Annotated in this window: 14 protein-coding genes; 5 read left to right on the top strand and 9 right to left on the bottom strand. The window is 61.5% G+C overall.

Translation table 11 applies throughout. From position 1 onward, the window contains the following. The 5 genes from JFU04_RS12890 to JFU04_RS12870 all read right to left on the bottom strand — a co-directional run bounded on the left by JFU04_RS12890 (window position 1) and on the right by JFU04_RS12870 (window position 6,764). A complete protein-coding gene (locus JFU04_RS12890) occupies window positions 1–1,314 on the bottom strand; it encodes an MFS transporter (protein WP_201144231.1) in 1,314 nt (437 codons plus the stop codon). Between the two features lie 142 nt (window positions 1,315–1,456). Beyond that, window positions 1,457–2,881, bottom strand: coding sequence for an aldehyde dehydrogenase (aldA, locus tag JFU04_RS12885; RefSeq protein WP_201144230.1), 1,425 nt, complete (start codon window positions 2,879–2,881; stop codon window positions 1,457–1,459). A gap of 122 nt (window positions 2,882–3,003) precedes the next feature. Then, window positions 3,004–4,449, bottom strand: coding sequence for a mechanosensitive ion channel family protein (locus tag JFU04_RS12880; RefSeq protein WP_201144229.1), 1,446 nt, complete (start codon window positions 4,447–4,449; stop codon window positions 3,004–3,006). 166 nt (window positions 4,450–4,615) lie between these two features. Continuing rightward, window positions 4,616–5,482, bottom strand: a complete 867-nt coding sequence (locus JFU04_RS12875) for a pirin family protein (RefSeq protein ID WP_120448444.1) — start codon at window positions 5,480–5,482, stop codon at window positions 4,616–4,618. A 76-nt stretch (window positions 5,483–5,558) separates the two neighbouring features. After that, a complete protein-coding gene (locus tag JFU04_RS12870) occupies window positions 5,559–6,764 on the bottom strand; it encodes a multidrug effflux MFS transporter (RefSeq protein WP_201144228.1) in 1,206 nt (401 codons plus the stop codon). 101 nt (window positions 6,765–6,865) lie between these two features. Here JFU04_RS12870 and JFU04_RS12865 point away from each other — a divergent pair, with 101 nt between their 5' ends. The 4 genes from JFU04_RS12865 to JFU04_RS12850 all read left to right on the top strand — a co-directional run bounded on the left by JFU04_RS12865 (window position 6,866) and on the right by JFU04_RS12850 (window position 16,393). After that, window positions 6,866–7,972 carry an efflux RND transporter periplasmic adaptor subunit gene (locus JFU04_RS12865; protein WP_201144227.1) on the top strand — a complete coding sequence of 369 codons (1,107 nt, stop codon included), beginning with the start codon at window positions 6,866–6,868 and terminating at the stop codon, window positions 7,970–7,972. A 2-nt stretch (window positions 7,973–7,974) separates the two neighbouring features. Next, the gene (locus JFU04_RS12860; RefSeq protein ID WP_201144226.1) at window positions 7,975–11,058 is read left to right on the top strand and encodes an efflux RND transporter permease subunit; all 3,084 of its coding nucleotides are present in this window, start codon (window positions 7,975–7,977) and stop codon (window positions 11,056–11,058) included. 158 nt (window positions 11,059–11,216) lie between these two features. Further along, window positions 11,217–16,016 carry an RHS repeat-associated core domain-containing protein gene (locus tag JFU04_RS12855; RefSeq protein ID WP_201146385.1) on the top strand — a complete coding sequence of 1,600 codons (4,800 nt, stop codon included), beginning with the start codon at window positions 11,217–11,219 and terminating at the stop codon, window positions 16,014–16,016. Beyond that, a complete protein-coding gene (locus tag JFU04_RS12850; protein WP_201144225.1) occupies window positions 16,013–16,393 on the top strand; it encodes a hypothetical protein in 381 nt (126 codons plus the stop codon). Before JFU04_RS12855 ends, JFU04_RS12850 begins: the two co-directional genes overlap by 4 nt. A gap of 197 nt (window positions 16,394–16,590) precedes the next feature. Here JFU04_RS12850 and JFU04_RS12845 read toward each other — a convergent pair whose 3' ends face one another. The 3 genes from JFU04_RS12845 to JFU04_RS12835 all read right to left on the bottom strand — a co-directional run bounded on the left by JFU04_RS12845 (window position 16,591) and on the right by JFU04_RS12835 (window position 19,642). Beyond that, window positions 16,591–17,820 carry a M20/M25/M40 family metallo-hydrolase gene (locus JFU04_RS12845; protein ID WP_106804088.1) on the bottom strand — a complete coding sequence of 410 codons (1,230 nt, stop codon included), beginning with the start codon at window positions 17,818–17,820 and terminating at the stop codon, window positions 16,591–16,593. A gap of 48 nt (window positions 17,821–17,868) precedes the next feature. Beyond that, window positions 17,869–18,927, bottom strand: a complete 1,059-nt coding sequence (locus JFU04_RS12840; protein ID WP_120448439.1) for a diguanylate cyclase — start codon at window positions 18,925–18,927, stop codon at window positions 17,869–17,871. An 82-nt stretch (window positions 18,928–19,009) separates the two neighbouring features. Further along, on the bottom strand, window positions 19,010–19,642 hold the full coding sequence (locus tag JFU04_RS12835; RefSeq protein WP_201144224.1) for a LysE family translocator: 633 nt from the start codon (window positions 19,640–19,642) through the stop codon (window positions 19,010–19,012). Between the two features lie 123 nt (window positions 19,643–19,765). Here JFU04_RS12835 and JFU04_RS12830 point away from each other — a divergent pair, with 123 nt between their 5' ends. Continuing rightward, window positions 19,766–21,175 carry an aminotransferase-like domain-containing protein gene (locus tag JFU04_RS12830; protein ID WP_106804091.1) on the top strand — a complete coding sequence of 470 codons (1,410 nt, stop codon included), beginning with the start codon at window positions 19,766–19,768 and terminating at the stop codon, window positions 21,173–21,175. Here JFU04_RS12830 and JFU04_RS12825 read toward each other — a convergent pair. Beyond that, a complete protein-coding gene (locus JFU04_RS12825) occupies window positions 21,153–22,232 on the bottom strand; it encodes a sigma-54 interaction domain-containing protein (protein WP_106804092.1) in 1,080 nt (359 codons plus the stop codon). The genes JFU04_RS12830 and JFU04_RS12825 overlap by 23 nt on opposite strands. Window positions 22,233–22,358: the final 126 nt, after the last annotated feature.

Raw genomic sequence — 22,358 nt, 5'->3', positions numbered from 1 at the left:
TCAGGCACCTGTCTGGTTGAATTTTTTACGGTTGATTCGGGCGCGCAGGGTCAGGGCCGCAAGGGTGCCGAGCACGCCGATGAAGGCGATGTAGCCGAAATACAGGTTGTAGCCGGCCTTGCCTGGGTAGGTGTCGGTCAGGTAGCCGTTGATCAGCGGGATAAAGGTGTCCGGCAGGTACCCCACCACCGAGACAATGCCGATGGCCAGGCCAGTGATGCGCAGCGGAATGTCGCAGCTGTCGAGGATGGCCCAGTACAGGCCGCGAATCGCGTAGGTCATCAGGCCGATGAAGATCACCGTACCGATCAGCAGGCCCAGGCTGTTGAAGGCCGGGAACACGATCAGCCCGAGCATGGCCAGGGTTACCAGGGCCAGCGCGACGATCAGTACCGAGATATTCGAGAACTTGTCACCCAGCCAGCCGCCGCCGATGCCGCCGATGGGGCGCATCCACAGCTTGATGGTGGTGATGGTGCCGGCCATCACGGCGGTCATGCCGCTGCCTTGCAGGTAGTCCGAGAAGCTGTAGGTGGCCCAGAACATGTGGTAGCCGCAGAACACAATCGCGGTGACCAGCCACAGCTCGGGGATCTTCACCAGGGTCGCCAGGTCGGCGATCAGGTTGAACTTGCCCTTCTCGACCGCTGGCGTTTCAGCCATGGATTTCGGGTCTTTCAACAGCACCAGCACACAGCCGATGGCGATGCAGGTGAAGGAATACAGGTACACCACCTGCTTGAAGCCCTCGCCCGCCGACTCGCCCCGGGTTTCGGTGGCAAAGGCGAACAGGCCCAGGGCCACGGTCGCCAGCAGCGCTTCCACCAGGCCGCGACCGCCATCGAGGATGCCGAAGAAGCGGCCCTGCTCGCTGTGGTGGGCAATCATCTTCACGCGCTTGAGCACCGAGGCCCAGAAGGTCAGGCCGGTGGTCAGGCCCCAGCAGCCGAAGATGATCATCAGGCCGGTCATGGACGGCACGCTGGAGTACCACAGGCCCAGCGCACCGGTGGCGACCAGTGAGAAGAAGATCAGAAAGCGCGGCGGCAGTCGGTCCGCCAGCCAGCCGCTGGGCAGGTAGCTGAGCAGAAAGATCGTGCCGAGCATCGAGTACAGGTAGCCCAGTTGACTGTGATTGATCTGGAATACGTCGAGCATGGTGGTCTGGTAGACCTGGCGCAGGTAGAGGATCGGGTAGATCGCTCCGGCGGCGAGAACCAGCAACATCAATTGGAAGTAGCGACTGGCAGTGTCGCTGTTTTTTGCCGCGGGCACGGCAGCGAAACCCGGGGCAACGGGTGCAGGCTTGGACATCTTGATGACCTCGGGCACCCACTGTGCGGATGCCCTGATAATTGTTTTTATAGAGGCAGCTGCCAGCCTCAAGCTTCAGGCGGCCAGTAAATCTTGCGCGCCTTGACTTGGAGCTTGCAGCTCAACACTTGTAGCTGCTTGGCTAGTACTTCATGACCACCAGGCGGGTCTGGGTGAACTCCAGCATCCCGTGCTTACCGTCATCGCCGCCCAGCCCTGAGCGTTTCCAACCGGCGTGGAAGCCCTGGTACGGGTCCGCCGGGGTGCGATTGACGTACAACTCGCCGGCCTCGATGGCATTCGCCACCTTCATTGCCGTGCGGTAGTTCTCGGTATAGAGCACCGATGACAGGCCGAACTGATGGTCGTTGGCCATCGCCAGGGCTTCGTCGATGTCGCGGTACTTGAGCACTGGCAGCACCGGGCCGAAGATTTCCTCCTGGATGATCTCCATGTCCTGGCGGCAACCGCTGAGCAAGGTCGGCGGGTAGAAATGCCCCGGGCCGTCTGGCAGTACACCGCCGCTTTCCAGTACAGCACCGGCGGCGACGGCGCGCTCGACCATGGCATGGACAGTCTTTTGCGCGCTGGCATTGACCAGCGGCCCCATCAGGCTTGGGTCCTGGGCGCGGTCGCCGAATTTCACCGCGCTGATCCTGACTTTGAGCAAGGCAAGGAAGCGGTCGTAGACGGCTTCGTGCACGTACACGCGCTCAACCGCCGTACACAGCTGGCCGCAGTGGGTGGTCTTGGAGGCGACGATGGCGCTGGCGGCGGTTTCAAGGTCGGCGTCCGCCTCAATGATCGCCGGCGTCTTGCCGCCCAATTCCAGGGACGGCTTGGCAATATTGGCCTTGCAGTAGTCCAGCACGATGCGCCCGGCATTCACACTGCCGGTGAGCGTAATCAGCCCGACCGCCTTGTGCGTGCAGACGCTGGCGGCAGTGGCGTGGTCCATGGTCAGGATGTTGATCACCCCGGCTGGAATCCCGGCCTTGACCACTGCCCTGGCAATCGCAAACGCCGACAGCGGGGTGTTGTTGCTCGGGCGCACCACCACGGTATTGCCGGCGATCAGCGCCGGGGCGATTTTGCGCAACAGGGTGTAGACCGGGTAGTTGAACGGGATCAGGCAGGCGACGACGCCAATCGGCTCGCGTTGCAGGAACAGGTTTTCGTCCGGGGTATCGCTGGGGATGATCTCGCCTTCGATGCGCCGCGCCCATTCGGCGTGGTAGCGGGTGATCTGCGCGGCGTAGCGCGCTTCGTTGCTGGCGTCGCTGAGGCTTTTGCCCGACTCGCTGGCCAGCGCTGTGCCGATGGCCTCGGCACAGGCATCCAGGGCATCGGCGAATGCCCGCAGGTGTTCGGCGCGTTCGATGCTGGTGAGTTTGCCCCAGGTTTTCTGCGCGACGGCGGCGGCATCGACGGCGGCAATCGCCTCATCGGCGGTGGCGGCACTGACATGGCCGACCACGCTTGCAGTGGCCGGGTTATACACGGCGATCAGGGCATCGCTGGCAGGTTCGACAAAGTGACCGTTGAAAAAATTTCGCTCGAGTTGCATGTGGTTCGCCCAACGTTGTTGTTATCCGAGTGACATGCAGTTTTGTCATCGGCCAGCCGTTGGACAAACGATTTATTGCGCGGGGTAACGTGCGAAAAACGCAGGTTAGTCGGTTTTACACCTCACAGGCCGCGTTGGCGCAGCCACTGCAGGAAGCCCTTCTTGGCCGGCACCACCGGCGCCTCCTGGGTCAAGGCCTGCGCGGCGTGGACGCGGAAATCCAGCAGCGCCTTCATGGCTTCGCTGATGTCATGGCGCGCATCCAGGCACGGCTTCAAGTATTCCTTCTCGATGCGGTACAGTGTGCAAAAGGTCTTCGCCGAAAAGTCGGCCAACGCGGCCTCATCCGACAGGATCCCCGCCTCGCCAATCACTTCGCCCGGGCCCATGCGCCCGGCTTCGAATTTGCGCCCGCCCTTGGTCAGCATCACCGAGACCACCCCCGACTCGACGATAAACAAATGATCGCTGACCTCCCCGGCCGGCAGGATCATCTCGCCGGCGCGGTAAGTGTGCAGGGTCATGTTCTGGCTGAAGGTGTCTTTCTCCTCCTGGCGCAAGGTCGAGAAAATCGACGAACGCTCCAGCAACGCCCGCGCGGCGGACATGGCCGGTGGCGCGCCGCTTTCCGTGGCCGACAGCAACCCCACGCCCGCCGCCTGCAGGTGCCGGAACGCCAGGTCGTAGAGCTGGTTGCGCACCTCGCGCTTGAGGGCCATGGCCGGCACGAACCCGCTGATTTCATACTCGACGCCGCCACTGGCGGAGGTCTTGAACGCGACGCTCGGCGCGGGCGTCGACAACAGCGGCCGGCAGCCCTGCATTGCGCGCTCGAGTGCTTCGATCACGGTTTGCGGGCGTGCATGGGGGCTGACCTGCAGGCTTACCGCGAGGCCGAACATGTCCGCCGGGCGCGAGAAATTGATGATCTTGGCCTTGGCCGCCAGCGAGTTGGGGATCACCGCCATGCTGCCCTGGGAGGTTTGCAGGCGCGTGGCGCGCCAGTCGATATCGGTGACGCGGCCTTCGGTGCCGTCAATCGAGATCCAGTCATCGATCTGATAGGGCTTGGTGGTGTTGAGGACGATCCCGGAAAACACATCGCTCAAGGTGCTTTGCAAGGCCAGGCCGACAATGATCGCCACTGCCCCGGACGTGGCGAGCACGCCCTTGACCGGCAGGTCGAGCACGTAGGCCATCGCGGCGATGATCGCGATCAGGAAAATCACCGCGCCCATCAAATCCTGCAACAACCGCCCGGTATGCCCGACCCGTTGCATCATCACGGTGCCCAGCAACACCGTCAGCGTGCGCGCCGCAAACAGCCACCAACCGATCTGCAAGGCCGTGGCGGCCAGGTGCAAGGCGGTGTTGTCGGTGTAGGGCGCGAGTTGCATGGGGTTCATGCCGTCGTTGAACAGCACGGCGCTGAACACCGCGAAGATCGCCAGGCGCGCGGCGAGCTTCCAGTTGGCGAGATTGGCGGAGATCAGGCGCCACACGGCGATGTCGATAAAGATCAGCGCCACGGCGCACAACATCGGGTGATCAGCGATAAATGAGGGCATCCAGGCGACTCCAGGGCGAATGACGGGAAGATCGCATGAAATCGGAACGCTGGAAACAAAATGTGGGCGCTGGCTCGCCGGCGATGCAGGCGCCTCGGTGTATGCGTTACACCGCGCTGATGCTATCGCCGGCAAGCCAGCTCCCACAGGTTTTTGCAGCGGGTCGTCAGGCGTGCATCTGCCCGAACTTGCCCGAGTGGAAATCCGCAAATGCCTGATGGATTTCCTGCTCGGTGTTCATCACGAACGGGCCGTGGCCGACGATCGGTTCGTCGATGGGCTCGCCGCTGAGCAGCAGCACCTTGGCGTCGTCATTGGACTCCAGGGTGAGTTGGCTGCCATCACGCTCGAACAACGCCAATTGGCCTGGGCGCGCAACCTCTTCGCCGTTGATCAACAGCGTGCCGCTGAGGATCACCAGGGCGGTGTTACGTCCTGCGTGCAGCACCAATGTCACGGGTTTGCCGGCGTTGAGGCGCAGGTCCCACACGTCGATCGGGGTGAAGGTGCGTGCAGGCCCACGGGAGCCGGCAAACTCACCGGCGATCAGGCGCAGGTGCCCGGCGTCGTCGGGCAGCGGCAGCACCGGGATGTCACCGTCGACAATCGTCTGGTAGCCCGCGTCGGCCATTTTGTCCTTGGCCGGCAGGTTGACCCACAGTTGCACCATCTCCATCACCCCGCCGCTGCGGGCAAAGGCTTCGGAATGGAACTCTTCGTGCAGGATGCCCTTGGCGGCCGTCATCCATTGCACGTCACCAGGGCCGATCTTGCCGCCGGCGCCGGTGGAATCACGGTGCTCGACTTCACCGTCATAGACGATGGTCACGGTTTCAAAGCCGCGATGCGGGTGTTGCCCGACGCCACGACGTTGCTCGGTCGGGGTGAAATCTGCCGGTCCGGCGTGGTCCAGCAGCAGGAATGGGCTGATGTGTTTGCCCATCGAATCGTAGGAAAACAGCGTGCGCACCGGAAAGCCGTCGCCGACCCAATGGGCGCGCGGGCTGGTGTAGATGCCGATCAACTTTTTCATGGTGTACCTCCAAAGTGAGTACACCATAAGTCCACAAAGTGTTGAGTACTAGCCGGCAAAAGCGGCCCTGAACGTCCTATGTATAGGACAATCCCTTGGCCGGACGTTGGCGCAGCAGGTGGAAAGCCACGAATGCCGTCAACGCAAAACACGCCTGGATGATGATCATCGGCGTGGCACTGCCGTCGCGCCACTGGCTCAGCAAAAGGCCGCTGCCGGTCGCGCCGAACATCTGCGCAAAGCCCATCAGCCCCGCGGCCAAGCCGGCGCGGTGCGCGTTGGGCATCACCCCGCCGGTGACCGCACCGGGCAGTACCAGGCCACCGCCGAGGGTCACCAGGGCAATCGGAATATCCAGCCCCAGCACAGACAGGCCGAACGCCGCATAAATGCCCATGGCCGCGATACCGCCAATGGCCACCAGCGTCACGCCCATCGCTACAATCCGCTGCGGTCCCAGGCGCAGGATGTTTCGCCGGGTATAAGTGGAGCCGACGATCAGCATCGACACGATCAGGCCGAAATTGATGCCGTACTCCAGGCTGCTGAAGCCGAGCAGGTTGATAAACACCGCTGACGACCCGGCGATCACCGCAAACATGGCGCCATAGGTGCACGCCAGGGCCACGGCGAACGCGCGGTACTGGCGGCCCTTGAGCAAATCCAGGTACTGCCCCCCGAGGGTGCGCCAATGGCCGGCCTTGGGGTCAAGGTAGTGGTTGCTTTCGCGAAAAAACATCAGGGCCAGCAGCAACACCACGCTGCCAATCACCAGCGCCAGCAGGATCGGTGCGTGCCAGCCCAGCAGTTTGATCAGCAGGCCGCCAACCATCGGCGCCACCACAATGGCGTAGAGCATGCCGATCATGGTCAGCGCCAGGGCCGGCCCCGCTTCGGCCTTCCACACGTCACGCACCACCGTGCGCGCCAATACCAGTGCAGCGCAGGCGCCAAGGCCTTGCACCACGCGGGCCGCGATAAATTGCTGGATGTCGCTGACCAGCAGCATCGACAAGGTTGCCAGCACATACAGCACCAGCCCGCCGATCAGCACAGGACGGCGGCCGATGCGGTCCGACAGCGGCCCGAACACCAGTTGGCCCAGGCCGAATGCGGCGACAAACGCCGACAGCGCCATCAATGCCGAACCCGGCGGTGCGACCAATGCCTGCTCGATCACACCCAGGCCCGGGATGATCAATTGGGTCGAGACTTCACCCAGGGCCGTCAGGGCCACCAGTAAAAACAGCAGGCTTCGCGAGGGTGCCGGGGCGTTTGCCATGGGGAATATCCGGGGGCTGGATTAATTTATATTTCGACCATAATATGAGTAAAAAATTATGTCCATAATTTTTTCCCCACAGGTTTTCCCCGGAGCCCGCCATGCACCCTCTCCCCCTGCGTCTTCTCACGCCCCTGGCCCTGATGATCGTCATCAGCGGCTGTAACAGCAAAGCCGACACCGCCGCCGAGGTGCCCCCACCGCGCCCGATTCTCGCCGCCAAGGTCGAGGCTGCCGGTACGCAACAGAACGCTTACACCGGCGTGGTCGCGGCGCGTACCGAGAGTGACCTGGGTTTCCGCGTCAGCGGCAAGGTCATCGAGCGCAAGGTCGACCCCGGCCAGCACGTGTCCCGTGGCGATACCCTGCTGGTGCTGGACATCGGCGACTTCGAGCTGGCCCTGCGCTCGGCCAAAAACCGCGTGAATGCCGCCCAGGCGCAGCTGCGCCAGCGCCGCGATGATGAAAACCGCTACCAGCGCCTGGCCAATACCGGCGCGGTGTCGCGGCAGATCTTCGACCAGTCGGCCACCAACCTGCGTGTCGCCGAAGCCGAATTGGCCGCGGCGCAATCCGATGCCAGCCAGATTGAAAACCGCCGCACCTACTCCGTGCTCAAGGCTGACGGGGACGGCATCATCACCGACGTGCGCGTGGATCGCGGCCAAGTGGTCGCCGAAGGGCAAATCGTCGCGCGCCTGGCCCATGACGGCGCGCGCGAAGCCATCGTCAATCTCCCGGAAAACCAGCGCGACCTGGCCTCGCAGAAAGCCCTGGCCTTCCCGTTTGGCGCCCCCGACCAGGCGGTGACCGCGACCTTGCGCGAACTCTCGGCCAGCGCCGACCCCGTGACCCGTACCTACCGCGCCCGCTATGTGCTGCACGGCGCTGTCGACCGCTTTGCCCTCGGCTCGACCATCACCGTGCGCCTGCAAGGCGACGGCCAGGCCCAGCAAACCCGCGTGCCGATCGGCGCACTGCAAGACGCAGGGCAAGGCACTGGCGTGTGGCTGATCGGCGCTGATGACAAGGTCAGCTTCGCCCCGGTGAAAGTCGCCAGCCTCGGCCAGGAGGATGCCCTGCTCGACAGCGGCGTGGCCCCCGGCCAAACCATCGTCGCCCTCGGCGCGCACCTGCTGCACAGCGGCGACGCCGTGCGCCTGCTGCCCGCCCAGGTATTGGCCCTCAACCGCAAACAGGACCACTGAGCATGCGCGGGATCAACCTCTCCGAACTGGCGGTCAAGCACCGTGCGGTCACGCTGTTTCTGATCATTGCGATCCTCGCCGCCGGGATCTTCTCCTTCGGCAAACTGGGGCGCGCCGAAGACCCGTCGTTTACCGTCAAGGTCATGACCATCACCGCCGCCTGGCCTGGCGCCACGGCCCAGGAAATGCAGGAGCAAGTCGCTGACCGCCTGGAAAAACGCCTGCAGGAACTCGATTACTACGACCGCGTCGAGACCATTGCCCAGCCGGGTTTTGTGTCGATGCGCATGACTTACAAGGAGTCCACGCGCCCCAGCGAAATCCAGGACCTGTTCTACCAGACGCGCAAAAAGCTCAGCGATGAAGCGGCGAAACTGCCTAAGGGCGTGATCGGGCCGTTTTTCAACGATGAATATTCCGATGTGTACTTTGCCCTGTACGCCCTGGAAGCCGAGCACCTGCCCCATCGGCAACAGGTGCAGATGGCCGAAGACCTGCGCCAGGGCCTGCTCAACCTGCCGGGCGTGAAGAAGGTCAATATCCTCGGCGAGCAGGCCCAGCGGATCTTTGTCGAGTTTTCCTACGAACGCCTGGCGACCCTGGGCATCAAGCCGGACCAGATCTTCGCTGCCCTCGCCGCGCAAAATGCCGTGGCACCGTCGGGCTTTGTGGAAACCGCCGGTGCGCGTGCCTATATCCGTATCGACGGCGCGTTCGACAGCCTGGCGCTGATCGAAAACGTGCCCCTGGAAGTCAACGGCCGCGTGCTACGCATCGCCGACGTGGCCACCGTCAGCCGCGGCTATGAGGACCCGCCCAGTTACCGCATCCGCCACCAGGGCGACCCGGCGCTGATGCTCGGCGTGATCATGGAGAAACACTGGAACGGCCTGGAATTGGACAAGAGCCTCAAGGCCGAGGAAGCCAGAATCCAGGCGGACCTGCCGCTCGGCGTGAACTTCGCCAAAGTCTCCGACCAGGCAAAAAACATCAGCCTGGCGGTGAACGAATTCATGCTGAAATTCTTCGTCGCCCTGGCGGTGGTCATGGTGATCAGCCTGTTGGCGCTGGGCTTTCGCGTCGGCCTGGTGGTGGCCGCTGCGGTGCCCCTGACCTTGTCGGTGGTGTTTGTGATCATGCTGCTTACCGGGCGCGAGTTCGACCGCATTACCCTCGGCGCGCTGATCATTTCCCTCGGGTTGCTGGTGGATGACGCGATCATCGCCATCGAGATGATGGTGGTGAAACTCGAAGAAGGCTTCGACCGCATCCACGCGGCCACCTTCGCCTGGAGCTCGACAGCCGCGCCGATGCTGACCGGCACGCTGGTGACCATCATCGGCTTCCTGCCCGTGGGTTTCGCGCGTTCCGGCGCCGGGGAATATGCCGGCAATATTTTCTGGATCGTCGGCTTCGCGCTGATTTCGTCGTGGCTGGTGGCGGTGGTGTTCACGCCGTACCTGGGGGTGAAGTTGCTGCCGCAGATCAAGCCGGTACCCGGCGGCCACGACGCGATTTATGCCGGGCGTTACTACCAGACACTGCGCAACCTGGTGCAAACCTGCGTGCAGCGGCGCTGGCTGGTGACGGGACTGGTGGTCGCGGCGTTTGTGTTGTGCGTGCTGGGCATGGGCGTGGTGAAGAAGCAGTTCTTCCCCAACTCTGATCGGTCCGAGCTGATTCTTGAGGTGTACATGCCGCCCGGCAGTGCCTTCAAGAGCACCGAGGCGGTGGCCGCGCAGCTGGAAAAAGCGCTGCTGCAAGAGCCGCAGACCCACCTGGTGGACACCTACGTGGGCGGCGGCGCGCCACGCTTTTTCCTCTCGCTGAACCCCGAACTGCCGGACCCGGCGTTTGCCAAACTGATCGTGCAGACCCCGGATTCCCACGCCCGCGACGCACTGAAATTGCGCATGCGCGAGCGGATTGCCGCAGGTGAGTTTCCAGCGGCACGAGTGCGCGTGACGCAACTGCTGTTCGGCCCGCCGGTGCCGTTCCCGGTGGTGTTTCGCGTCAGCGGCCCGAACCTGGATGTACTGCGCGGGGTGTCTGAGCAGGTACGCAAGGTCGTCGCCGCGAATAAGCTGACCAAGGACGCGTTCCTCGATTGGGGCGAGCGCACCAGCGGCTATCGCCTGGTCCTCGATCAGGACCGCCTGCGCCTGCTCGGCTTCACGCCGAACGAGGTCAAATCACAGCTCAACGCCTTGCTCAGCGGCAACCCGATCACCGAGGTGCGCGAAGGCAACCGCACGGTGTCGGTGGTCGCCCGCGCCCAGGGCAACCAGCGCGAGAACCTCGGCAATCTCAACAACATGACCCTGACCAACAGCGCGGGCACTTCGGTGCCGCTGGCCCAGGTCGGGCATTTCCAGGCGGTGATGGAAGAACCGATCCTCAAGCGCCGCAACCGCGCGACCACCGTGGAAGTACGCGCCGACATCATCGACGGCGTGCAGCCGCCCGACGTGGAAATGGCCGTGTACAAAGACCTGCAGCCGCTGATCGCGCAGCTGCCTGCCGGTTACCAGATCGACATCGGTGGCCCGGTAGAAGAAAGCGCCAAGGCCAACGTCGCGCTCGCGGCGCTGTTCCCGATCATGATCCTGCTGACCCTCACGGTGATCATGTTCCAGGTGCGCTCGTTTGGCGTGATGTTCATGGTCTTCGCCACTGCCCCTCTGGGCTTGATCGGCGCGGTGCCGACCTTGCTGCTGTTCAACCAGCCGTTCGGGTTTAACGCGATCCTGGGGCTGATCGGGATCGGCGGGATCCTGATGCGCAACACGCTGATCTTTACCGACCAGATTCGTCAGAACCAGGACCACGGCATGCCGATTCGCGAGGCGATCATCGAAGCCACCGTGCGCCGTGCGCGGCCCGTGATATTGACGGCACTGGCGGCGGCACTGGCGTTCATTCCACTGACGCTGTCGGTGTTCTGGTCGTCCCTGGCGTATGTGCTGATTGGTGGGGTGCTGGTGGGCACGGTGTTGACGCTGCTGTTCCTGCCGGCACTCTGCAGCCTGGTGCTGGGCCGGGAGAAGACAACTGCCGCTGAAACATCCCACCTGACTGCCGGATAAGCACTACAGATATCACTTAAAAACCGCTGCAAAGTCCCTCGCCTGATCACACAGTGCGAGGGATTGCAGATGTTTTTTTTCGATAGCCCCGCCGTTTTGGTGGGTGCGCCTTGATCAACGCCACCAGCCAAACCATCGGCCTCCTGCTGCTGACGGCCATGGATGCCAAGACGCGTGACGTCGAAGCCGTGCTCAGCGATTTCAGGCGCTGCCTCAATTCCTACGAAACCTTGGCGCAAAGCGTCCTCAGCTCTTCGGCGCTGGATGTCGAGCAGGTATTCAAGGTCGGCCGTGAGGTGGCGCTTGTCGCCCCGATCAACCGTTCGATCCTTCCCAGCAGTACCGTCGCCGCGTGCCAGGCCAACGGCACATTGACGCTGGTGCACATGTTCCAGAGTTCGAGATTCGTGCCCATCGGCAATACGCCCGTGATGTTGCAGCGTATCGACCCACACGGCGGCCCGCTGGGGGCGCCCATCCATAAAACCATCGGGCCCAGCGGCATTCTGGAAGTTACCGAGTGCGATCGTAACCAGCAGTACCGCATCAGCTTCTTCCCCAACGTCTCCAAAGAGCATTTCAAGGCGCTGTATGCCTCCTATCAGTCGGTCATCGGGCCACTGGAGGGCTGGCTGCGCAGCGAGTGGGACGCCACGTTTGCACCGCTGTGGGCGAACTACTCCGAGGCCAATTTCCTCAAGCGCTACCTGATGCTGCACCGAGCCTACGCCCGGGGATTTGGCAATGCGCTGTATGAGCTCTGGGATTCCCTCAAGCAGCTGCTTCAGTGGCTTATGGACCCGCTTGCCAATGCCGAGAAGCTGCTGCATTACCTGTCCCGCGCCGAACTCGAAAAGCTCCTGAACCTCAGCGCCGAAATTCTCGCAAAAGGCATTTTGATACTCAGCGATGAGCCGCTGCTGTTCATTTACTTGTCGGTATTGGTCAGTTGGATGCGGATGATGCCGCCGCCGTACATGAACGAATTGCTCGGGGAAATCAGCGCCGAAGTGCTGATCAACCTGCTGCTGGCCCTCGCCACCGGTGCGATGGGCGTGGCGATAGGCATGAGCGCCAAGGTCCTGGACGGCATCAAGTCTCGTCGTGCGCGCCAGTGGTTCAAACAGGTGGCCAGGCAATTTGGGAAATCTCGTGTGCAGGGCCATGTCGAGGCGGCCACACCGTTGTTGCTGAGGAGCGCGGCGACGCCGATCAAGGTGATTCCGGATGTGCCGTTGAAGGCTGGGGATCAGCTGATTTCCAACCCGGTGCCGGCGGTTCGCGGCAAGACGCAGCGGACGACGTTGATTCGGCAGGAGCATGTCGACGATGTGCCTGCTGCTGGCAAGAATCCAAACGGGGACTCGGCGGCGCCTGCGGATAAGACCGCCACTAACGGCTGTCCGGTGTCGATGGTTACCGGAGAGGAATTGCTCACTCTCACCGATGGCACGTTGGATGGGATCTTGCCGTTTGAGTGGACAAGGGTGTACCGCACCAGTGCGGTGGAAATGGATTGCGGGTTGGGGTTTGGCTGGAGTCACTCGTTGGCGCATCGGCTGAGTGTTTCCGGTGATTCGGTGGTGTGGACCGATCATGAAAACCGCTCGACCACCCTGCCCTTGCCATCTGTTTCTCGCCCCGCAATCACCAATAGCCTGGCCGAAGCGGCGATTTACCTGGGGACGTTGCCGGATGAACTGGTGTTGGCGCAGGCGTCGCGCTTTTACCACTTTCGCGACGGTGTGCTGACGGCTATCAGCGATGCGTATGACAACCGCCTGCGCATTGCCCGGGATCTTTTGGGGCGCATTGAGCGGCTGGATAACGGTGTCGGGCGTTCGCTGTTCCTGCGTTATGAGTTGGGTCGCATCGTGGCGGTGGACTACCAGATCCAGCGCGCCAAGGGCCACGGTCCTTTCGAGTGGATGACTGAGCACAACGTTGTTTCCTACGTCTACGACGACGCTGGCCGACTGGTCTCGGCGACCAATGCCGTCGGCGAACGCGAGGTTTATCGGTACGACGATCAGCACGTCATTCTTGAGCGGCAGTTGGCCGGTGGCGCGAGTTTCTTTTGGGCGTGGGAACGCGCTGGCAAGGCCGCGCGCTGTGTCCGCCACTGGGCGAGCTTTTCGCAGATGGATACGCGTTATGCCTGGGATGACCACGGGCAGGTCACGGTGTTTAACGCTGATGGCAGCCAGGAAGTCTACGTGCATGACCAGCGGGCGCGGCTGGTGCAGCGCATTGATCCGGATGGTGCCGAGCATTTCAGATCCTACGACGACAAAGGCCGGTTGACGGTCGAGCAGGATCCGCTGGGGGCGGTGACGGCGTATCAGTACGACGACGCCGGACGTTTGGTGGCGGTGTTTCCGGGGGACGATGAGCCGACGTCCTACGAGCATGACAATGGGTTCGTACGGGTGGTAAGGCAGGGCCTCGCCGCCTGGAAATACGAGCGTAATGACCAGGGCGATATCGTTCGTAAGACTGATCCCGACGGCAACGTAACGGACTACAGCTACGACAAGCAGGGACAACTGACCGGGGTCTGGTTTCCCGACAACAGCTGCCATCGACTGGTGTGGAATGAGCGTGGTCATCTGCTGGAAGAACAACTGCCAAATGGCGGCGTCAAGCGCTACCGCTATGACGATCTCGGGCGGCAGGTGGCGCGTGAGGATGAGCATGGGGCGCTGACCGAGTATCAGTGGGACAGCGTCGGTCGATTGACTCGTGTCATGTTGCCAGGTGGTGCGGCGCGGGAATACAGCTACAACCCCTACGGAAAGATCACCTCCGAGCGTGATGAGCTGGGGCATGTCACCCGCTACGAATATGCCGATGGCTTGCACCTGATCAGCCGGCGCATCAATGCCGATGGCAGCCAGGTCAAATACCGTTACGACAACGTGCGGCTGTTGCTCACCGAGATCGAAAACGAGGTTGGCGAGACCTACACACTCGACTATCACCTCAATGGCCTGATCCAGCAGGAAATCGGCTTTTACGGCCAACGTACGGCTTATGCCTACGACCTCAACGGCAACCTGCAGGAAAAAACCGAGCACGGCGACGATGGCAGTCAGTTGGTTACCCGTTATGAGCGAGACCACGCTGGCCGTCTCGTAAGAAAAGTACTTCCCGATGCCAGCGTCGTCGATTATGCCTACGACCGCCAAGGCAACCTCCTTAGCGTCGACGATGGCCACTGGGCGCTCGCCTACGAATACGACCCACAAAACCGCCTCATCGCCGAACACCAGGGCTGGGGCACCTTGCGCTACGGCTACGATGCCTGCGGGCAGCTGCAACACTTGCGTCTGCCCGACAACAATCGCGTGGTGTTCAATCACGCCAAGGGCGGCCACCTGTCCACCGTCGAACTGAACGGTGAAGTCCTTACTGTTCATCTATTCAAAGCTGGCCAGGAACACCAACGCCAACAAGGCCAGTTGATCAGTCACTACCACTACGACGACCAGCAGCGCCTGCACGCCCATGCCGTCAGTCAACAGCAGCACACCCTTTACCAACGCCAGTACGACTACGACAAATCCGGCAACCTCACCCGCCTGCTCGACACCCGCAAAGGCGAACACCACTACCACTACGACCCCCTCGCCCGCCTGACCCGCGCCGACCACTCGCAAGATGTGCAAGAACGCTTCGGCCACGACCCGGCCAGCAACCTGCTGATGCAAGACCGCCCAGGGCCGGACATCGTTGCTGGTAACCGGCTGATGATCCAGGGCGACCGCCATTACGACTATGACGCCTTCGGTAACTTGATTCGCGAACGACGTGGCCGTGGGCACGCGCTGATCACCGAATACCGCTACGACTGCCAGCACCGCCTCATCGGAATCACCCAACCCAACGGCCAAACCGCGAGCTATCGCTACGACCCGTTTGGGCGGCGGATCAGCAAAACCGTTGATGGGACAACCACGGAGTTTTTCTGGCAAGGCGACAAGCTGATTGCCGAACATCACGCGGATCGTCATCGCAGCTATCTCTACGAACCTGACAGCTTCCGCCCGCTGGCCCTGTTGGAAGGCTTCGGCCCAAAAGAAACCAAGGCCTATCACTACCAACTCGACCACCTGGGCACCCCACAGGAACTCACCGCCCCGGATGGTGAAATCGTCTGGTCCGCGCATTACCGTGCCTACGGAGAAATCAGCCGCCTAGACGTCGGAAAAGTCGACAACCCACTGCGTTTCCAAGGCCAGTACTTTGACCAGGAAAGCGGGCTGCACTACAACCGCCATCGCTACTACAATCCGGATGTTGGCCGCTACCTGACGCCGGATCCGGTGAAGCTGGCGGGAGGGATTAACGCCTACCAATACGTGCCCAATCCTACGGGATGGGTTGATCCGTTAGGGTTAAGCTCATGTCCTGGGGGAGAGGGTTGCAAGCAAGGCGCCATTTCTCAAAGTTCTGCGCCAAACGTCAATGACGGAGAGCCTGCTTTACCACAACTAACGCACGCTGAGCGTCAAGCAAGAATTGATGAGCTGGCTGAGTCAAACATTCATCGGCGATTATCGGAGCTTGAGACATCAATTCCAGGAGCACACTTTTTGGAAAAACATGGAGCTCAAACCACTTTGGAGTCTCAACTTGAGCGGGTAACAACCGCTAGAAATCCGACTACGGGCGAGATCGAGACCTTTGACAGAGGAAGAAGAGCAGGCACACCAAGACCACCAAGTGCTGCCACGCATTTTCTGAGTCACAGAGATCAATTTAATGCAATTGAGCGAGCTGTTCTGATATTTAAACTCAATGGCCGAGCAGGAACCTCAAGACCCATGGACATAGGGAAAATTATCGGCGAAGGATATAAAAGAGAAGGACTAGAATATGGAAAGCAAACTAAAGCAGTCGTGCATTTAAATACAGATGGAAAACCGATCACAGCCTATACGGAATTCGACAGATGAAAAGAAAACCAGACCTCGCGATCTTGCAAGGATTATTATTTACTTACAGCACAGAAAACACCAAAAACCTAGAAAGAGAAGAAGTCATAACTTCAAAAAATGTAAATAGCACAACTGAACTTTCAGAGCTATTCGACATTTTAACCAAGCCGGAATTCCTCTCCTACAAGGAGGATGAGCAGGTTTGGTTTATAGAAACTATTGAGCATTACCTATCGAAAGAGGAAGATTTTGAATCTGTCTTTTATCTATTTGACACATACTTCGAAGACAACATAACTAACAAAAGAGCGTTCATGACAGTATTGCTTGAACGCCTCAAGAGTTACCGCAGCAAGACAGAATCACATAATCAAATAAACGTAGGAAATGAATAGTATTACCTCAAATAGCAAACCTCGAAGACCGGTCAACTTAGTACCAACCTTCGCGTGCTCACGTTGGGCCGCGAAGCGACCCCAGTGCAGGCAGTGGGTACTTTCAGGTAAATCAGTATTTGTCGATTCTGGGGCTGCTGCGCAGCCCCACGCAGGGCAAGCCTGCTCACCACAAAAGAGAGTCGCTCAGCGGAAAATCAGCGCTTCGACAGCTCCATAATCATCCGGCTCAGCAGATAAATACGCGGCGCCACGCTTTCCACTTCCGCGTATTCCTCCGGTGTGTGGATATTCCCGCCAACAATCCCAAACCCATCCAGTGTCGGGGTGCCCACGCCGGCGGAAAGACTCGCATCCGCCGCGCCGCCGCTACCTTCAATTGTCAGCTTCTTGCCCAATTCCCCATAGATGCCCTGGGCAATCGCGACCAGTTTGTCCGACTCCGGCGTCTGCGGCATCGGTGGCAGGCCCCGCAACAGGCTGGTCTTCACTTCGGTGTCGGGGATCAGCTTGTTCGCCGACACTCGCGCGAGGTCTTTTTCGATCCGATCAAACTCTTCCGGCAGCGCCGCGCGTACATCCGCCTTGGCCGTGGCCTGGTCGGGGATGACGTTGACGCGGTCGCCGGCCTTGAGCACGGTGAAGTTGATGGTGGTTTTCTTCTCTTCGTCACCCAGCTTGCCCAGTTGCAGGATCTGGTGCGCGGCTTCCATGGCTGCGTTGCGCCCCAGTTCCGGCGCGACGCCGGCGTGGGCGGCCTTGCCTTTGACTTCGACCACGGCGGTGGCGCTGCCTTTGCGCCATACCACCAGGCCATCCGCCGGGCGCCCGGGTTCGAGGTTGAGGGTCACGTCGTGGGCCTTGGCGGTTTTGCGGATCAGGTCCGAGGCGGCGTCGGAACCGGTTTCTTCGCTGGCGTCGAGCAGGAAGGTGATTTGCGCGTAGTCCTTGAAGCCCTGGTTTTTCAGGACTTTGAGCGCATAGATGCCGGCGACGATGCCGCCCTTGTCATCCATCACGCCGGGGCCATAGGCGCGGCCGTCCTTGATATGGAACGGGCGCTCGGCGGCCGAGCCTTCCTTGAACACGGTGTCCATGTGCGCCATCAGCAGGATCCTGGCCTTGCCGGTGCCCTTGAGGGTGGCGATCACATGGCTGTTATTGGCGGCCTTGTCCGGCACCAGCTCAATCGTGAAGCCCAGTTGCTTGAGTTCATCAACGGCGATGTCGCGCACTTGGGTCAAGCCCGGCTCGTAGCCGGAGCCCGAGTCGATGTTCACCAGGCGCTCCAGCAGTTTCAGGGCCTCGGCCTTGTACTGTTCGGCGTCTGCCTGGATCTGTTTGTGAGGTTCGGCACTGTAGGCCGGCATCGCGAAGGATAAGGCCAGGGTGGCGGCCAGGAGGGTACGTGGAAAGTTGAAGAGCATGGACCGATCCTTGTTTTTTATTGGGAGGTGCCGCCACACCCTACCCCACTAGATCGATCGCAACCAACTCCCTTGTACGGAACTGACGCGGTTACGCCCACTGCTCTTTGCCTCGTACAACGCCTGGTCGGCGTCGTTCAGCCAACTGGTGGAATCGGCGTGGGCCGAATGATACGGCGCCAGGCCGATGCTCAGGCTGACACGCAGGGTCGGGTCCTGGGCGTAGGCCAGCGCATTGAAGCGATCACGCAAGGCGTCCATCACTTCGGTCGCGCGGTTGAGCGGCATGTCCGGCAGGATCACGCAGAATTCGTCCCCGCCATAGCGCCCGGCCAGGTCAGTGGCGCGCAGGTTCTGGCGCAGCACCTTGCTGAGTTGGCGCAGGACGATATCGCCGGTGACATGCCCGTAGGTGTCGTTGATGACTTTGAAATGATCAATGTCGATCAACGCAATCGCGGCGCCCTGTTGCTCGCGGCGGCAGCGTTGGAATTCGATTTCCAGGTGGTCTTTCCAGGCGCCGTGATTGAGCAGGCCGGACAGGCTGTCGGTGCGGCTCAACGCCAGCAGCTCACGTTTGTGACGGGCCAGCGTCACCGCCTGGCGATAGCAGATCCAGCCGAGGGCCAGCGGGTAGAGCATCAGGATCGGCAGGCACGCGTAAAGCTGGGTCTCGGTGGTCACCGCAATAAACGCCGGGGTCAGGATCAGCAGCGAGCTGCCAATACCCAGTGCCTGCGCCACCCAGCCCGCGAGCATGAAACGCGGGCCGCCGATGGCCACGTTGTTCATGGTCATCATCGACAGCGTGGTCACGCTGGGCAGTGGATTGAAGTGCATGGCGCCGACCCAGAACCCGCCACAGAAGGAATCGAACAACAGGTTGCGGCGTTCACTGCGCAGCGTTTGGGCGCTGCGCAGCGAGAGTTGAAAGGCCAGGTGCGGCCACGCGAACGCGTTGATCAGCATCCAGGCCCACAGCCATGCAGGTGGGTTCAGCGGATACATGCCGAACACCACGCAGACGAAACCGAGCGTCAGCCCCAGGGTACGGGATTTGTACAGCCGTGAAGCGAGCGGAAGTCCGTTTCCTTCTGCAGCTGACATGGTGGGGTGAGATCCTGGAGGAATGCCTGGAGTCTATCAGGGCACGGGCAGATCGCCACTACCGCTCATAAGGCTGTCACCGTCAGTGTGCAAAGCCGCGCGCCAGCATCAGCGCCACCCCCAGCAGCAATACTGCCGTGACCCGCTGCAACAGCACTCGGCGCCGGGGATTTTCCAGCAGGTGCTTGATGCGTTGACCGAAGTAGCAGTACAGGCAGCCGCTGGCAAATTGCAGCAGCAGAAACGTCAGCCCGAGGATGGCGATGTCCGTCATCGAGCTGTGCTCCCCTGCCCCGGCGAACTGTGGGAACACGGCACTGAACATGATGAGGGTCTTGGGGTTGGAAAACCCGGTGAGCAAACCCTTGCCGAACAGGCCGCGCGCGCCGTCCACGGCGCCCATCCGGTCTATCGACACGCCGCTGCTGGTCCACTGCCTGTATGCCAGGTAAAGGATGTAGGCCACGCCGACCAGCTGGATTCCTTGGGTGATGGCCTGGTTGCCCTTGATCAATTCCGAGAAGCCCACGGCAAAGACCAGGATCGAAATCAGGTACGCCACACTGGCGCCGAGCTGCGCCGGGAGTGAACTGCGCAGGCCGGCCTTCAGGCCCAGGCTCAACAGCAGCAACGTCATGGGGCCAGGGCTGAAGGTCATGGTGGCGCAAAACAGCAGGAAGTAGAGAAACGAAGAAAGCGTCAATGCGCTGGTCATGGCGTGGACCTTGGGTAAGAAGACCTGCAGTCTAGGCAAGCAGCCGTGTACAAGGCAGGTAAAGTAAGGCCTAATCCGCCCTGACTTTACCGGTGAAATCACCAGCAAACACAAGGAAGGTCCATGTTGGTATCCGCCATCGCCTTTGTACCGGGCGTGCCCAAGGTGCAGCAGATCGTCGAGGCGTTCAGCCAGGCCATCGAGCACGGTGAGTGGGCGCCTGGCAGCAAGTTGCCGTCGGTGCGTGAACTGACCCAGGTGCTGGGCGTCAGCAAGTTCACCCTCAATGAGGCGCTGGACCGCCTGCGCGGGCGCAACCTGCTCACCTCCAGCCAGGGCCGTGGTTTTTTCGTGGCGATAGACCGCGTGCGCCCGGCCTCGGCGGCCTGGGTCGAGCTACTGCCCCAGGACCTGCTCAGCGTGTTGCGACGCCCGCTGGCCACCGCCGGCGGCGATCTGCGCCCCGGCGGCGGCCACTTGCCGGAGGAATGGCTGGACGCCGAGCCGATTCGCCAAGCCATGCGCAGCACCGTGCGTGCGCCCTCGTTGCGCATCGCCGGGCTGGGCACGCCGGCCGGGCTGCTACCGTTGCGCCAGGCCCTGCAACAGAAGCTGCACACGGAAGGCCTGTCGGTGCCGGTGGAACAGATCATCACCACGCCCAATACCGTGCAAGGCCTGGACATGCTCATGCGCCTGCTCGCGCGTCCCGGCGACACGGTGCTGCTGGACGCACCCTGCTACTTCAATTTCCACGCCAACCTGGCCTTGCATGGGGTCAAGGTGGTGACCCTCGAACGTCGCCCCGACGGGTTCGACTTCACCGCCCTCGAACACCTGCTGGCCGAACACCGTCCCAGCCTGTACTTGACCACCAGCGTGCTGCACAACCCCACCGGCCATTCGTTCAGCCCCAGCCAGGCGTTTCGCCTGCTGCAACTGACCCAGCAGTACCACTGCCATATCGTCGAGGATGACCTCTACGGCGACCTGCACCCCAATCCGCCGCCACGCCTGGCCGCCCTCGCCGGCCTGGAGCAGGTCACCTACCTGTCGGGGTTCTCCAAGATTCTCAGTGCCAACGCCCGCGTCAGCTACGTGGTGGCCGCGCCGCAACTGGCGGCCAACCTGACCAATATGAAATTGATGAGCGGCGGCGTGACTTCAGAGCTGTTCGAGCAGATCGTCTACCGCATGCTCAGCGAAGGCAGCTACGGCAAGCACCGCAAGCGCATGGTCCAGCGTTTGATGGAAGCCGGTGGGCGCGTCGAGCAATGGCTCAAGCGCTGCGGTTGCGAGCTGCCAATGGGGTTTGAAGGCGGGATGTTCATCTGGGCGCGGCTACCCGCCGGAGTCGACGGCGAGCAGTTGGCCCAGGCCGCGCTGAAGCAAGGCATGGTGTTGGCACCGGGCACCTTGTTCGGCTACGACCCGGCGCACCGTGATTCGATGCGTTTCAATGTGGCCCACAGTGACGAGCCACGGGTGCAGCAATTGTTCGAACAGTTGCTCAGGGCTTCGCGCGCCCCTTGAGCATGCCGTGATTGACCAGCAGCGTGCGCATCGCATTGCGGGTAATCCCCAGCAAGTCGGCGGTTCGCAGTTGGTTGAAGCCACAGAACGCAAACGCCTCGCGCACGATCAAGTCTTCGATGTCGTGCAGCAAGGTATCCCCCGGCACCTCGAACAGGCGCAGCAGTTGCTCGCGCATCACCTCCTGGGGGATGCGCGGCGCGCTGCTGTTGGCACTCGAATGCAGGGCACTGAGCCCGGCGGAAAACTTCAGGTGGTTGGGCATGATCGGTTTGTCGCCGGCCACCAGCAGTGCCAGGTGCACGACATTTTCCAGCTCGCGGATATTGCCCGGCCACGGGTAATCGAGCAGTGCCTGGGTGGCGGACTCGGAGAGCATCGGCTCGGCGATTTTCAACTTGGCGCTGTACAGCCGGCGGAAGTGCTCCACCAACGGCAGGATATCCAGCGGCCGTTCGCGCAGCGGCAGCACCTGCACCTGGGCAACGTTGATGCGGTAGAACAGGTCGAGGCGGAAATTGCCCGCTTCCACAGCTTGCTCAAGGTCGATGTTGGTCGCAGTGACCAGGCGGATATTGATCTTGATCGGCTTGCGCGAACCGACGCGCACCACCTCCTGTTCCTGCAACACTCGCAGCAACTTCACTTGCAAAGGCAGTGGCAGGTCGCCGATCTCATCGAGAAACAGCGTGCCGCCATCCGCCTCCTCAAACCAGCCGATGCGCCGCCCGGATGCCCCGGAAAACGAACCGGCTTCGTGACCGAAAAACTCACTCTCGGCAAGGTTCTCGCTGATCGCGCCGCAGTTCACCGGCACAAAAGCGCCGGTGCGCCCGCTGGCACTGTGGATGTAGCGCGCCACCAACTCCTTGCCGGTACCGGTCTCGCCATTGATCAACACCGGCGCTTCGCTGGGCCCGACACGCTTGAGGTAGTCGAGCAATTGCAGTGAGCGCGGGTCGGAAAACACCAGGGCCTTGGCGCGAATCGACAGCGGATCCTTTTCGCCCTGGGGCAAGGTCAGGATCGGCGTGGGGTGCCCGTGGGGACGGCTCATGAACAATTTCCCGGCGGCAAGGATGGAAGATGAAGCGTGACTGTACTGACTCCTCGTTATAACCGAAAATATTTAAAATTCATTAGCAAATAACCATAAGCCCTAGACGCTGGCTGGCCTGCGATA

This window comes from Pseudomonas sp. TH21, from assembly GCF_016651025.1.
In the GTDB taxonomy this organism is placed as follows: domain Bacteria; phylum Pseudomonadota; class Gammaproteobacteria; order Pseudomonadales; family Pseudomonadaceae; genus Aquipseudomonas; species Aquipseudomonas aylmerensis.
This window is presented reverse-complemented; position numbering and strand designations above follow the sequence as displayed.

Excerpts from the sequence above, each read along its gene's own strand:
- JFU04_RS12890 (WP_201144231.1), bottom strand. The coding sequence starts at position 1,314 with ATGTCCAAGCCTGCACCCGTTGCCCCGGGTTTCGCTGCCGTGCCCGCG.
- aldA (WP_201144230.1), bottom strand. The coding sequence starts at position 2,881 with ATGCAACTCGAGCGAAATTTTTTCAACGGTCACTTTGTCGAACCTGCC.
- JFU04_RS12880 (WP_201144229.1), bottom strand. The coding sequence starts at position 4,449 with ATGCCCTCATTTATCGCTGATCACCCGATGTTGTGCGCCGTGGCGCTG.
- JFU04_RS12875 (WP_120448444.1), bottom strand. The coding sequence starts at position 5,482 with ATGAAAAAGTTGATCGGCATCTACACCAGCCCGCGCGCCCATTGGGTC.
- JFU04_RS12870 (WP_201144228.1), bottom strand. The coding sequence starts at position 6,764 with ATGGCAAACGCCCCGGCACCCTCGCGAAGCCTGCTGTTTTTACTGGTG.
- JFU04_RS12865 (WP_201144227.1), top strand. The coding sequence starts at position 6,866 with ATGCACCCTCTCCCCCTGCGTCTTCTCACGCCCCTGGCCCTGATGATC.
- JFU04_RS12860 (WP_201144226.1), top strand. The coding sequence starts at position 7,975 with ATGCGCGGGATCAACCTCTCCGAACTGGCGGTCAAGCACCGTGCGGTC.
- JFU04_RS12855 (WP_201146385.1), top strand. The coding sequence starts at position 11,217 with ATGGATGCCAAGACGCGTGACGTCGAAGCCGTGCTCAGCGATTTCAGG.
- JFU04_RS12850 (WP_201144225.1), top strand. The coding sequence starts at position 16,013 with ATGAAAAGAAAACCAGACCTCGCGATCTTGCAAGGATTATTATTTACT.
- JFU04_RS12845 (WP_106804088.1), bottom strand. The coding sequence starts at position 17,820 with ATGCTCTTCAACTTTCCACGTACCCTCCTGGCCGCCACCCTGGCCTTA.
- JFU04_RS12840 (WP_120448439.1), bottom strand. The coding sequence starts at position 18,927 with ATGTCAGCTGCAGAAGGAAACGGACTTCCGCTCGCTTCACGGCTGTAC.
- JFU04_RS12835 (WP_201144224.1), bottom strand. The coding sequence starts at position 19,642 with ATGACCAGCGCATTGACGCTTTCTTCGTTTCTCTACTTCCTGCTGTTT.
- JFU04_RS12830 (WP_106804091.1), top strand. The coding sequence starts at position 19,766 with ATGTTGGTATCCGCCATCGCCTTTGTACCGGGCGTGCCCAAGGTGCAG.
- JFU04_RS12825 (WP_106804092.1), bottom strand. The coding sequence starts at position 22,232 with ATGAGCCGTCCCCACGGGCACCCCACGCCGATCCTGACCTTGCCCCAG.